Origin of the sequence: Humidisolicoccus flavus, from assembly GCF_045689595.1 — a bacterium.
Taxonomy (GTDB): domain Bacteria; phylum Actinomycetota; class Actinomycetes; order Actinomycetales; family Microbacteriaceae; genus Humidisolicoccus; species Humidisolicoccus flavus.
Genome location: NZ_CP142724.1, coordinates 2,282,678 through 2,295,828, shown reverse-complemented (window position 1 = coordinate 2,295,828; position 13,151 = coordinate 2,282,678). Strand labels below are relative to the sequence as shown.

11 protein-coding genes are annotated in these 13,151 nt (G+C 62.8%); 1 reads left to right on the top strand and 10 read right to left on the bottom strand.

Annotated features, from left to right (window positions below; all coding sequences use genetic code 11):
* Nucleotides 1-174 precede the first annotated feature (174 nt).
* Genes U2H20_RS11040 through U2H20_RS11025 form a run of 4 tightly spaced genes read right to left on the bottom strand, consistent with a single transcriptional unit; the run spans nt 175 to nt 4,260 of the window.
* The gene (locus tag U2H20_RS11040) at nt 175-1,194 is read right to left on the bottom strand and encodes a sugar phosphate isomerase/epimerase family protein (protein WP_430592329.1); all 1,020 of its coding nucleotides are present in this window, start codon (nt 1,192-1,194) and stop codon (nt 175-177) included.
* Nucleotides 1,191-2,405 (bottom strand): Gfo/Idh/MocA family protein, encoded by a 1,215-nt coding sequence (locus U2H20_RS11035; RefSeq protein WP_430592328.1) that lies wholly within the window; start codon nt 2,403-2,405, stop codon nt 1,191-1,193. The genes U2H20_RS11040 and U2H20_RS11035 overlap by 4 nt, the downstream gene beginning before the upstream one ends.
* Nucleotides 2,402-3,514 carry a Gfo/Idh/MocA family protein gene (locus U2H20_RS11030; protein WP_430592327.1) on the bottom strand — a complete coding sequence of 371 codons (1,113 nt, stop codon included), beginning with the start codon at nt 3,512-3,514 and terminating at the stop codon, nt 2,402-2,404. Before U2H20_RS11030 ends, U2H20_RS11035 begins: the two co-directional genes overlap by 4 nt.
* Nucleotides 3,511-4,260: a sugar phosphate isomerase/epimerase family protein gene (locus U2H20_RS11025; protein WP_430592326.1), complete on the bottom strand. Its 750-nt coding sequence runs from the start codon at nt 4,258-4,260 to the stop codon at nt 3,511-3,513. The genes U2H20_RS11030 and U2H20_RS11025 overlap by 4 nt, the downstream gene beginning before the upstream one ends.
* Before the next feature lie 181 nt (nt 4,261-4,441).
* On the opposite strand from U2H20_RS11025, the gene U2H20_RS11020 reads away from it, so the two are divergent.
* On the top strand, nt 4,442-5,653 hold the full coding sequence (locus U2H20_RS11020) for an ROK family transcriptional regulator (RefSeq protein WP_430592325.1): 1,212 nt from the start codon (nt 4,442-4,444) through the stop codon (nt 5,651-5,653).
* A gap of 148 nt (nt 5,654-5,801) precedes the next feature.
* Here the strand turns inward: U2H20_RS11020 and U2H20_RS11015 are convergent, their stop codons facing one another.
* The 6 genes from U2H20_RS11015 to U2H20_RS10990 all read right to left on the bottom strand — a co-directional run bounded on the left by U2H20_RS11015 (nt 5,802) and on the right by U2H20_RS10990 (nt 13,121).
* Nucleotides 5,802-7,097 carry a thymidine phosphorylase gene (locus U2H20_RS11015; protein ID WP_430592324.1) on the bottom strand — a complete coding sequence of 432 codons (1,296 nt, stop codon included), beginning with the start codon at nt 7,095-7,097 and terminating at the stop codon, nt 5,802-5,804.
* A gap of 101 nt (nt 7,098-7,198) precedes the next feature.
* Complete coding sequence (locus U2H20_RS11010; protein WP_430592323.1) at nt 7,199-7,600, bottom strand: cytidine deaminase; 402 nt, start codon at nt 7,598-7,600, stop codon at nt 7,199-7,201.
* Nucleotides 7,597-8,877: an ABC transporter permease gene (locus U2H20_RS11005; RefSeq protein ID WP_430592322.1), complete on the bottom strand. Its 1,281-nt coding sequence runs from the start codon at nt 8,875-8,877 to the stop codon at nt 7,597-7,599. Before U2H20_RS11005 ends, U2H20_RS11010 begins: the two co-directional genes overlap by 4 nt.
* Before the next feature lie 2 nt (nt 8,878-8,879).
* Nucleotides 8,880-10,334: an ABC transporter permease gene (locus tag U2H20_RS11000; protein ID WP_430592321.1), complete on the bottom strand. Its 1,455-nt coding sequence runs from the start codon at nt 10,332-10,334 to the stop codon at nt 8,880-8,882.
* Nucleotides 10,331-11,836 (bottom strand): ABC transporter ATP-binding protein, encoded by a 1,506-nt coding sequence (locus U2H20_RS10995; RefSeq protein WP_430592320.1) that lies wholly within the window; start codon nt 11,834-11,836, stop codon nt 10,331-10,333. Before U2H20_RS10995 ends, U2H20_RS11000 begins: the two co-directional genes overlap by 4 nt.
* A 175-nt stretch (nt 11,837-12,011) precedes the next feature.
* Nucleotides 12,012-13,121 (bottom strand): BMP family lipoprotein, encoded by a 1,110-nt coding sequence (locus U2H20_RS10990; protein WP_430592319.1) that lies wholly within the window; start codon nt 13,119-13,121, stop codon nt 12,012-12,014.
* Nucleotides 13,122-13,151 lie beyond the last annotated feature (30 nt).

The window sequence follows — 13,151 nt, the reverse complement described above, 5'->3', positions numbered from 1 at the left end:
GTAAAGCAACCAAAAGTTTTCTGTTCGTTGCAAAAAGTTGATAACTTTTGTGCAACTTGTGCCTAAGCACTAATGATCACCGGTGAATGGCACCAGAGCGATCGCGCAGTTCGCGCCGAGACGCGAGAAGAAAAGGTGGTGCCGGGCGTGCGGTCGCCCGGCACCACGTCTGTGTTACGAGTTGTGCGAGAACGCGTCGTCGAACGACGACGTCGGAAGTGGCCAGGTGAGCTTGCGCACGACTTCGAGCGCCTCTTGAGCCCCATGGAAGCGATCCATTCCTGCGTCTTCCCACTCGACTGAGAGCGGACCTTGATAGCCGATCGTGTTGAACGCACGAATCACGCTGTCCCAGTGGACATCGCCGTGCCCAACCGAAACGAAGTCCCACGCACGCCGAGGGTCGCCCCAGGGCAGGTGCGAACTCAAACGCCCGGCACGGCCGTCGGCTGGACGAAGTCGGACGTCCTTCGCGTGCGCGTGCACGATATGGTCGGCGAAATCGATGATGAACCCCGCCGGATCGACGCCCTGCCACACGAGGTGACTCGGGTCCCAGTTGAAGCCGAAGGCCGGGTGATTGTCGATCGCCTCCAGGGTTCGCTTCGAACTCCAGTAGTCGTACGCGATTTCACCGGGGTGAACTTCGAGCGCGAACTTCACGCCCTCACCCTCGAAGACGTCCAGAATCGGCTTCCACTTCGTGGCGAAGTCCTCGAACCCCGCCTCGATGACGTCTGCGGAAACGGGCGGGAACATCGCAACGTACTTCCAGATCGCAGAACCAGTGAACCCGGTGACAATCTCGACGCCCATTGCGCGTGCAACCTTTGCGGTGCGCTTGAGCTCCTCGATTGCACGCTCGCGAACGCCTTCTTGCTCTCCGTCACCCCACACGCGCTCGCGAACGATCGCCTTGTGTCGGAAATCGATCGGATCGTCGCAGATCGCCTGGCCGGTCAGGTGATTCGAGATCGCCCAGACCTTGAGACCGTTGTCCTCGAGAATCGCCTTGCGCTCCGCGAGGTACGACGGGTCTTCCGAGGCACGCCAGATATCGAGGTGCTCACCGCTCGCCGCGAGTTCGAGGCCGTCATACCCCCACCCGGCCGCGCGCTGCGCGACCTCGGCGAGTGGCAGGTCGACCCACTGTCCGGTGAACAGAGTGACTGGTCGGGAACTTGATTCGGTCATGCCAACACTTCGCTTTCTTGCGTCATTGCAGTTTCGATCCAGGCGCGGTGCTTCGATGATTCCAGAACCGCTTCAGTGAGCGAGACCGCCCGGGCTCCATCAGCGAAGCTCGGCGTCCCGCTGGGCACCTCGCCCGTTTCGATCGCAGCATAGGTGTCGGCAACGAACGCGTTGAACGCGTCCTGATACCCGAGCGGGTGCCCGGCAGGAACGGTCGAGAGGCGCTTCGCATCGCCGGTAAGCGAGTCAGGATCACGCGTCAGCAGTTGCGAGCCGACGCGACGACCGACCCAGAGGTTCTCCGGGTTTTCCTGTTCGAATCGCAACGACTCTTCGCTGCCGGCGAGTTCGATGACGAGTGCGTTCTTCCGTCCCGGAGCAACCTGCGAGACGAAGAGCGTACCGATGGCACCCTGCTCCGTCTGAATCAGGAGGACCGCTTGATCCTCGTTCTGCTGCTGCAGCTCGCCGCCCCGACGGTTGTGCACCGTCTGAATCTGCGCGGTCAGTTGCACGATCCGATCGTTGGTCACGAATTCGAGCAGATCGACCAGGTGCGAGCCGATGTCCGCGAATGCCCGCGATGGCCCACCGTCATCAACCGTGACGCGCCAATTGTCATCGGACGGATGCAGCAGCCAATCCTGCAGGTACGAGCCCGTCACGCTGAAGAGCGATCCGGCCTCCCCCTCGATGACTCGACGCCGCAGCTCCCGAACCATCGGGTGGTACCGGTACACGAACGGGACGGTTGCGACCACACCTGCTGCCTCTGCGAGCTCGACCAATCCCTTGGCGAGTTCGAGGCTCGTCGCGAGCGGCTTTTCGCAGACAACGTGCTTGCCCGCGGCGATTGCCTGTCGGGCGAAATCGGCGTGAGTCGCATTCGGGCTGCAGATGTGAACCACGTCGATGCTCGGGTCATTCAACAACTGCTCGGCCGAATCGAAACTCTGCGAGATCCCGAGGGTTTTCGCTGCTTCACGACCTGATTCCGGCGACGAGGTTGCGATGCCGACTAACTCTGCACCGGCCATTCGTGCTGCTCGGCTGTGCACCCGAGCCATGAAGCCTCCTCCGAGGAAGGCGACGCGAAGCGCCGCCTTCCCTGGAGCAGTGGCCCTTGGCTCCGCGGGCGTGCTGTGCAACGCTGCCCCCGGAGGGACCAGGATCGAATCCGTGCCGCCCGAGTTCTCGAGCGTGGAACTCACGGCTGGCTCGACAATGGCGCGGCCGGATCCCAACTTGGGTCCAGTGGCTGACTTGGCGTAAAGGAACTCGCCACCTCGACGATGCGGCCTTCGTCCGCTGACTCTGCGAGAGAGACCATGACATCGATGAGGTGGTACGCGAGCTCGCCATTGGCGCGTTCGGGGCGACCAGCGCGGATCGACTCCGCGAACTCGGCAACTCCGACGCCGCGCGTCCAGAGCGATCCCTCAGCGTGCACGAGTTCTGGGGTGTCGCTTTCTTCACGCCAGATTTCGGTGTCGCCGTCGAAGACGTTCGGGTCTGGCAGCACTGCGGTTGCATCCGTGCCAGAGATCTCCACGAAGCCCGCGCGACGTTTCTTCGAGTCGAAACTGAAGACGCACTGGGCGCTCGTTCCGCCCTCGAACCAGAGCGTCGCACCGATGTGGGTCGGAACCTCGACGGGGAACTCCGTGCCGGCCTTCGGCCCGGAGCCGATGACGCGAGTCTCCCGAGACTTCGAAGAGGCGGCGACCACCTTCGCGACCGGTCCGAACAGTTCGAACAGGGTCACGAGGTAGTACGGTCCGACGTCGAACATCGGGCCGCCGCCGTGCGCGTACAAGAACTCTGGGCTCGGGTGCCATGACTCGGGTCCTGGCACCTGGAAGAGCGAGACCGCTGTCAATGGCGTGCCGATTGCACCGCTCTCGATCGTGCGGCGAGCAGTCTGCAGCCCCGCGCCGAGGAAGGTGTCTGGCGCTGAGGCGACTCGAACGCCCGCGGCCTTGGCGGCTTCGAGGAGCTCGCGACCGCTTTCACGGTCGAGTGAGAGCGGCTTCTCTCCCCAAACGTGCTTCCCGGCAGCGATCGCCTGGAGCCCGACCTGCACGTGCACGGCAGGGATCGTCAGGTTCACGACGATTTCGATTTCCGGATCGGCGAGCAGCTCTTCCACGGTGCCAGCACCAGCGACGCCAAACGCGTCCGCCTGTGCGCGTGCACGCTCGACATCGAGGTCGGCGATGAAGCGAACATCGAGGATCGGGAAGCTCGTCAGGTTTTCGAGGTACTGCGACGAGATCGTGCCGGCTCCGATGAGTCCAACACCTACGGTCTGCTTTGTCATCGGGTTTTTTCCAATCCGGTCAGGTATCCGAAGCTGCGCTCGACTGCGGTGAACATGTCACCGGTGTGGTCGTCGAGCTCGATCACGCGAAGCGCATTCGGCGCTGCGGCGAGAATTGAAGGAACGTCCATCGCACCATCGCCGACGGCGACCTGTTCGGTGTCGTCCATCGTGAGCGGGCCGTCCTTGACGTGCAGCGCGACCACGCGCTCTCCGAGACGGCCGAGCAGTGCAGCGACGTCGCTTTCTCCACCGACTGCGGCCCAGTATGTGTCCAGTTCCAGGACAACAGCGTCGTCGAGCTCACCGGCGAGGACTTCGAACGCCGCGACACCGTCGATGCGCTGGGTGAACTCGAACTCGTGGTTGTGGTACCCGACGCGGAGTCCGTGATCTGCGGCGCGCTTCGAGATCTCGCCGAGTTCACGAGCGATCTCCTGCACACTCTCGCGCGTCGCCCAGCGAGCCGGGCCGAGGTGGGGGTCGATGACGGTGGTCGCACCGATGGTCTTTGCAGCGGTGAAGACAGCGCTGAGGTCGGCGCCGAACAGGCGCGCGTGCGCGGTCGGCGCTGAGATCGAGAACTCATCGAAGAGCCCGCGGTATTCCTCGGCCCGCTCGACGAAGCCGTACGGCTCGACCTTCTGGAATCCGATGTCTGCAATGCGCTGCAGTGCTGCGTGTGCTCCGCGCTCAATCTCTCGGCGAATGCTGTAGAGCTGGACGGAAACAGATTGACTACTCACTGTGCTCCTCGTTGAGTTTGTGTGTTGGCCCCTATCCGAGGCTTGCTGATTCAACTGTATCCGACTTTTGTCGTCGTGCAAGCAAAACTTGCGCCCTAACGTTCAATTGATGTCATTTCAGTTGACGAACACGTCAAATGTGACCAAAAAGTGCCATCTTTGATCTCGAAAGACTGGTTAAATGTTCGTCATGTCTGACTCTGCACGGCCCGCAAAAGCACTCAACACCGAAGGCGTTGGCGAGTTGCTGCAAAAGCTGCGCGACGGCCGTGGGCGCACGCGATCCGAGCTCGCAGAGATCACGGGCCTCGCCCGCTCCACCATCACCTCGCGTGTTGACGTCCTCCTTGCCAGCGGCCTGCTCATCCCCGCTGGTGAAGCAAACTCCTCGGGCGGGCGCCCGCCCTCGCGGGTCGCCTTCAACCCGCTCGCCAGAATCGTCATCGGCGTCGATCTCGGTGCGACCCACGGTCTCGTGTCGATCTCCGACCTCAACGGCAACAGCCTCGCGAACTCGCGGGCAGACATCGAGATCACTGCCGGCCCCGAGCCCATCCTCGACTGGGTTGTCACCGCGATCAGTGAGCTGATCGCAGCGAGTGAATACGACGCGAACGCGATTGCGGGAATCGGCATCGGAATCCCCGGTCCCGTCGAATTCTCCAGCGGCCGTCCGACGAACCCCCCGATCATGCCCGGGTGGGACCGTTTCGACGTTCCCGCCTACATTCGACGCCATTTCGACGTCCCCGTGCTCGTCGACAACGACGTCAACATCCTCGCCCTCGGCGAACTCACGACCTCGTGGCCCGCGGTGGAAGACCTGGTTTTCGTGAAGGTTTCGACCGGTATCGGCTCCGGAATCGTAAGTGGCGGTCAACTTCAGCGTGGCGCGCAGGGTGCCGCGGGCGACCTCGGGCACGTGCAGGTCCCGTGGAGCCCTGGGTCGACTCGTGACCCGTCCGATGAGCGCGACCTCGAAGCGATCGCGAGCGGACCCGCCATCGCAAGACAGCTCCGCGAACAGGGCATCGACGCGCACACGAGCGCCGATGTGGTCGAACTCATCCGTGCAGGCAACGCCACCGCGCTCGAGCAGACCCGCACCGCGGGCCGTGAAATCGGCGAGGTGCTCGCAACGGTCGTGAACCTGCTGAACCCTTCGGTGATCGTGATCGGAGGCAGCATTCCCCGCGCGAGCGAGCAGCTCATCGCCGGAATTCGTGAAGTCGTCTACCGTCGCTCGATTCCGCTGGCCACCCAGCATCTCGGGATCGTTCAGTCCCGTGGCGGGTCGCTCGCCGGTGTCCTCGGCGCGGGTATTCTGGCCGCGAATCACGTCTTGACCCCCGAGGGCGTCGCGGAGATCATCGCAGCCAGCGCCGAAGCCTGAGGCGACGCCGCAGAACGCGCACTTCCCGCTGCGGTCACGACTGCGCGGAACAGCAGCAGCGCAGCAGGGCAGCAGCGCAGCAGCGCAGCAGCGAAAAAGGCTGGACCCATCTGGGCCCAGCCTTTTCTCGGTCAGCGGTGCAGGACGGTCAGGAACTCAGACGCTCGCGCACGATCGGCCCACGGCTGAAGGTGCTCTCTGCGGCCGGCGTGATCTCCCACGCGCCGTCGAGCGCTGCGATCGCACGTTCGAAACGAGAGGCGTCGTTGGCGGAAAGCGTCATGAGCGGCTGACCCTCTGTCACGGTGTCGCCGAGCTTCGCGTGCAGGTCGATCCCAGCCGCGTGGATCACAGGATCAGCTGCCCGTGCACGACCGGCCCCGAGACGCCAGGCCGAGATGCCGAACGGCAGCGCATCCTGACGCGTGATGACGCCACTTGATGCCGCGACGATGGTGTGCGTTTCACTGGCAACCGGCAGCGCGCCGTCCGGGTCGCCGTCCTGCGCAGCGATCATCTTGCGCCAGACATCCATTGCTCGTCCGTCCTTGAGCGCAGCTGCGACGTCAACGTCCGGCTGACCAACCGCGGCGAGCATCTCCTGCGCGAGCGCGACCGTGAGCTCCACGACATCTGCGGGCCCGCCACCTGCGAGCACCTCGACCGATTCGCGAACCTCGTTCGCGTTCCCGATCGCGTTTCCCAGCGGGCTGTTCATGTCGGTCAGGAGCGCGCGCGTGTTGACGCCCGCATCGGTCCCGAGCGCGACCATGGTCTGCGCGAGCTCTTTCGCGCGTTCGAAGTCCTGCATGAAGGCTCCGGAGCCGAACTTCACATCGAGCACCAGGGCGCCGGTGCCTTCAGCGATCTTCTTCGACATGATCGAGGATGCGATCAGCGGAATCGCCTCGACGGTGCCGGTCGTGTCGCGAAGCGCATAGAGACGCTTGTCGGCGGGAGCGAGTCCGGAACCTGCAGCACAGATGACACCACCGATGGTGTCGAGCTGCGACATGATCTCGTCGTTCGAGAGTGCCGCTCGCCATCCAGGGATCGACTCGAGTTTGTCGAGCGTTCCACCGGTGTGCCCGAGCCCACGGCCCGAGAGCTGCGGCACCGCGGCGCCGAAGACCGCGACGAGCGGAACAAGCGGCAGGGTGATCTTGTCACCGACACCACCGGTCGAGTGCTTGTCGACCGTCGGAGCGCGCAGCGACGAGAAGTCCATGCGCTCGCCACTTGCGATCATCGCCATCGTGAGGTCGCTGATCTCGCGGCGCTCCATACCGTTCAACAGGATCGCCATCGCGAGCGCAGCCATCTGCGCATCATCGATGTACAGGCGCGTATACCCGTCGACGAGCCAATTGATCTCGTCGGTGGTGAGCACCCCGCGATCACGCTTGGTACGAATCAAATCAACTACATCAAAAGCTTCAGCCATGGTTTCCACCGTATCGTCAGTGCTCGAACTCCGAGCAGGTCAAAGCGGCGGGCACTGTGCAGTGCCCGCCGCTCGAAAAGGTCAAGCGTGAGAGGTTTACTTCAGGAATCGTGGTACGCCGCGAGCGTTCGCGGACCGAACGCGTCTGGCAGGACCTCGTCGATCGTCTTGATCCCCGAGACCGTCGCAAGCAGCATGCCCGGTGCGGAGTGCTCGAAGAGGAGCTGCCTGCACCGACCGCACGGCATGAGCGCCTCGCCGTTGCCGTCGACACACGTGAAGGCGGTCAGTCGGCCACCCCCGGTCATGTGCAGGGACGACACGAGCGCGCACTCTGCGCACAGGGTCAGGCCGTAGCTCGCGTTCTCGACGTTCGCTCCGGTGATGATGCGGCCGTCATCAACGACCGCAGCAACACCGACAGGGAACTTCGAATACGGAACATATGCGTGCGTTGCCGCTTCGATGGCACGTTCGCGAAGATCATTCCAGTCGATCGTCATGATTTGATGTACGGCTTTCCGCTGGCCGCCGGGGCTCTCGATTGACCGATGAACCCAGAGACCGCAAGGATCGTCACGACGTAGGGCAGCATCTTCAGGAAGTCACTCGGGACCGGCGAACCAATCGCACTGAGTGTGTTCTCCAGGCTCGAAGCGAAGCCGAACAGCAGCGCTGCGAGCGTCGCCTTCACCGGGTGCCACTGACCGAAGATCACGGCGGCGAGCGCGATAAAGCCGAGTCCGGCGGTCATCTCTTTCGAGAACGCGCCGTTCGAGCCGAGGGTGAAGTAGGCGCCGCCGAGACCAGCGACCGCTCCCGCGAGGGAGACGTTCCAGAACCGGAGACGGTTGACACGAATTCCGACGGTGTCGGCAGCGAGCGGGTGCTCACCGGCAGCTCGGAGGCGCAGGCCCCAGGTCGTGCGGAACAGGCAGTAGGTGACGACTGCGACAGCAATGTACATGAGGTACACGATGATCGGCTGGTGGAACAGCACCGGTCCGAGGATCGGCATGTCGGCCAGGAGTGGAATCCGAATTCGCGAGAACCGCTCAGGAGCGTTCAGCGCCTCCGGGTTCGCGGTCATGATCGTCGAGAAGAAGAAGGTCGTGAGGCCCTGCACGAGCACGTTGAGGACAACACCGACGATCACCTGTTCAACGAGGTACTTGATCGCAAAGGCCGCGAGCACGAAGGAGACCAGCACACCGGCCGCCATCGCCGCGAACAACCCGATGATCGAGGACCCCGTCACGGTTGCAACGAGCGCCGAGCAGAACGCGCCTGCGAGGAGCTGGCCTTCGATCGCAACGTTCACGACACCGGCACGCTCGGAGATCACGCCTCCGAGGGCGCCGAAGATGAGTGGCGTGCTCAGGATCACGGTGCTGACGATCAGCCCGGGAATCGGGATCGTCTTGTCGGCACCCGCCCAGGTCAAGAACCCGAGCACGAACAGGACGCCGAACGGGATCGTGACCCACAGCGGCGTTTTCATTCCGCGCATCGTGCGCAGCAGCGAGACGACCGCGAGACCGATCAGCAGCACCGTGACGATGATGCCGGTCAGCACGACCTGCATCGAGAGCGAGGGCAACTGGATGAAGTCGTTGCGGCCGGAGAGGGTCAGCGTGGTGATGCCTTCCCGCGCAAAGACCACGAACATGACGAGTGCGACAAGAGCGATCGCACCGAACGAGATCGGCGCCTTCCAGTTCTTGACGAGCGCACGATCGAGCTGAACTACTTCAGCGCTTGGTTGAGCAGTGGTCGTCATGACTATGCTCCCTTCCGTGCGCGCGGCTTCGGGAGTCCGAAGAGCGCGCGAATCAGCGGCGGCGCTGCGATGAAGAGCACGATGAGTGACTGCACCACGAGCACGATGTCGTTCGGGATCTGCTCAGAAGCCTGCATGCGGAATCCACCGGCCTTGAATGCCCCGAAGAGGATTCCGGCAACGAGGGTTCCCCACGGCGTCGAGCGACCGAGGAGCGCGACCGTGATCGCGTCGAAGCCGATACCGGCGTCGATTCCCCGCGAGAATCCGGTCGTAAGGGTTGACTGCACCTGCATCGAACCGGCGATTCCCATGAATCCACCAGCGAACAGGAACGCCAGGAAGATCAGGTTCTTCACGTTCATACCGGCGTTGAGCGCCGCGTTCTGGTTGAACCCGACCGCCTTGAACTGGAAGCCAAGGCTCGACTTCTCCAGCAGCCACTGGCAGAAGATGACGGCGACCACTGCGATGACGAGCGCCCAGGTGAGGTTGTACGCGGCCACGTTGGTGTTGAAGGTGGTCGCCCATTCGGGAGCATTCGCCTCGCCACCGAATAGCCAGGTTGGAACTCCGATGAGCGAGGGCATCTGCGCTGACTCTGGCGTTGCGGGCGTCACCGGGTTGTTGCTGTCAGGGTTGCGCAGCAATCCGGAAGGACCAATCAACCAGGAGACGAGATAGAGCGCCACGAAGTTCAGCATGATCGTCACGATGACCTCGTGCGCACCCGTGCGGGCCTTCAGCATGCCGGCGATTCCACCCCAGATCGCACCGGCCAAAATACCTGCGGCGAGCGCAACCAGCATGTGGATGACCGGTGGCATGGAGAATCCGAACGAAACCCAACCGGCAGCAGCGGCTGCGACGAGCATCTGGCCTCGTCCACCGATGTTGAACATGCCAACACGGAACGCGAGCGCGACACCGAGTCCGGCAACGATGAGCGGCGCTGCGAAGTGCAGCGTCTCGGTGATCGGGCGAACGAACGCGAAGAAGTTCTCGGAGCGGCTGAAGTTCAGGATCGAACCCTGGAACAGCGCCCAGTACGCTCCACCGACTGCGGCTCCGATGGCGCCGAAGAAATCACCGGGGCGGGCGAAGAAGTAGGTCGCGGTCCGAGCGACATCGCTGTCCGTGACCGCGATGAGGATTCCACCGATCGCGAGTGAGACAACGACCGCGAGCACCGAGATCAGTGCATTGCCGGAGACGACGTCACGAAGCGCGTTGTTCCAACGATCACCGCTGGCTTCCTTTGCTTCTTCGGCTTCGGCCTGCTCTTCGTCCTTCTTCGGCGGCGCGACAACAGCAACGTCGACGGAGTCGGGAACATGCACGGGGGCGTGCTCCTGATTTGCCGACGGCGCTCCGGTGGCGCTCGCTGGCCGCTTCGCGGCTGGCTCGACCGGTTCGTCCTGGTCCTGTGGGTTCACGTCCCTTGGTCCTTCACTCATGCGGCGGCGCTCCCAGCAGGGGTTTCGCCGGCCATCATGAGGCCGAGGACGTCCCGATCGGTATCCGCATCAACAATTCCAACAATTCCACCGCGATACATCACGGCGATCCGGTCTGCGAGACCAACAACTTCGTCGAGTTCGGTCGAGACCACGATCACCGGTATTCCGGCGTCGCGAGTCGCGATGATCTGACTGTGCACGAATTCGATCGAGCCGACGTCGAGACCGCGCGTCGGCTGCGAGGCGACGAAGAGCGCGAGCTTCCGTCCGAGTTCACGTGCCAGCACGACTTTCTGCTGGTTTCCGCCGGAGAGACGACCCACAGGAGTAGTGATGCCCTGCGCACGAATATCGAAGTTCTTGAGGTTCTCCTCGGCGAACTCGTCGCGTGCCACGGTGTCGATCGCGGCACGACGAATGAACGGCGCACCCTGATAGCGGTCGAGCATGAGGTTCTCCGCGATCGTGTACTCACCGACGAGCCCATCGACCTTGCGGTCCTCCGGTACGAAGCCGAGGCCCGAGTCGAGCACCTCTCGAACACTGAGCCCGAGGATCTCGCGATCACCGAGCTTGATCGACCCGCGTGCCTTTGGCTGCATTCCGAGAATCGCTTCGCTCAACTCGGTCTGACCGTTGCCCTGCACCCCTGCGATACACACGACTTCACCGCCGCGAACCGTGAGGTCGACGTCGTTGACGACCTTCTGTCCGAGGCGATCGAGCACGGTGAGCCCAGAGATGACGAGCGAGTTGTCGGTGATGACCGGTGCGCTCTTCTGGACCGTGAGGTCGACCGCGCGGCCGACCATGAGCGAGGCGAGCTCTTCCTTGGTCGCAGTCGGCGAGGCCTCGCCGACGACCTTGCCGAGGCGGATGACCGTAATACGGTCAGCGACAGCACGAACTTCACGAAGCTTGTGCGTGATGAAGACGATCGCAGTGCCCTCCTTGCGGAGCTGCTGCATCACCTCCATGAGCTCGTCGGTCTCTTGCGGCGTCAGGACTGCCGTCGGCTCGTCGAACACGAGCACGCGCGCGTCTTGCGAGAGCGCCTTGATGATCTCGACGCGCTGCTGCACACCAACGGGCAGGTCTTCGATCAGCGCATCAGGGTCGATGTGAAACCCGAAGCGTTCGGAAATCTCGCGCACCTTTGCGCGAGCACCCTGAATTCCGCCGATGCGCTTCTCGTGGCCGAGCATGACGTTCTCGGCGACGGTAAAGACGGGGATGAGCATGAAGTGCTGGTGCACCATGCCGATACCGGCGCGCATCGCGTCGCCGGGTCCTGCAAATTTTTGGACCTTGTCATCGATCAGAATGTCGCCCTCTTCAGCCTGGTACAGGCCGTACAGCACATTCATGAGGGTCGACTTGCCGGCACCATTTTCGCCGAGCAGGCAGTGGATTTCACCGGCGTTGACCACGAGATCGATGTGGTCGTTCGCGGTGAGGGCACCGAATCGCTTCGTAATGCCTCTGAGCTCAAGAGTCATAGGGACACCTTATTCACGGATTGAGTTCGAAGGCGGTGGGCGCTTTCGAATGGCAGACAGGATCGCCGTCTGGCCGTGGGAACGAGTTGCTGAATCAATTGGATCAGCTCGCTCGAAAGGAAAACAAGTGTGGGGGCCAGGTTTCTGGCCCCCACACTCATGATGCTGTACCGAATTATTTCGGTGAGCTCACCGAGCTTGCGTCGATGTCGCCTGCGATGATCGCGGTGCGGATCGTCTCGAGTTCGTCAGCGAGCGCTGGGTCGACCGAGTCTGCGAAGTCGTGGAAGTCAGCGATGCCAACACCATCGTTCTCCAGCGTTCCGACGTACGAGTCGCCCGAGAATTCACCGTTGAACGCGTCAACGACGATTTCCTGCGTGCTGACCTTGAGGTCCTTGAGGGCCGAGGTCAGGTAGAGGTCGGCGAATCGTGGGTCCGACTCGTAGAGGTCAGCGTCAACACCGACGAGCACGATGTTCGTGTCAGCGTTTGCAGCTTCTGCGTCGCGGATTGCTTCGCCGGCGCTTTCGTAGATCGGTCCACCGACGGGGAAGAGCACGTCTGCACCCTGACCGATGAAGGTCTCGGCGAGCGCCTTTGCCTGCGTTCCCGCGGCGAAGTTTCCGACCTCGGAACCGTTCTGAGCTTCAACGTCCCATCCGAGGACCTCAACGTCGGTGCCCTTTTCGGAGTTGTGGTACTCAACACCCTTTGCGAAACCGTCCATGAAGATCGTGACGGTCGGGATGTTGATTCCGCCCCAGGTCGCAACCTTTCCGGTGGTCGAGTAGCTCGCAGCTGCGTAGCCTGCGAGGAATGCCGACTCCGAGGTGTCGTAGATGATCGGCTTGACGTTCTCGAGATCGCTCTCACCGTCGATGAGCGCGAAGTTCACGTCTGGGTTCGCTGCGGCAGCCTCGTCGATTGCCGGGATCAGCTTGTAGCCGACACCGATGATGAGCGAGCAGTTCTCGTTCAGCAGGTTGTCGATGTTGTTCGGGTAGTCGGTTTCTGACATCGACTCGACGCGCTTGGTCTCAACGCCGACCTCTGCTGCGCCGGCCTCGAGGCCTTCCCAGCTGAGCTGGTTGAAGGACTTGTCGTCGAATCCACCCTCGTCAGAGACGATGCAGGGCAGGAAGTCGCTTGTCGTTTCGCCACCGGCAGCGCCGGTTTCGTTCGTGTCCGTGTCTTCAGGCGCCGAAGCACAACCTGCAAGCAGAACTACCGCGCTCAGCGTGGCCAGGCCGCCCAAAACGGCCTTTCGAGTGATGGTCGTCACCGAGGTTCCTCCAAAAGATGAGAGCGCGCC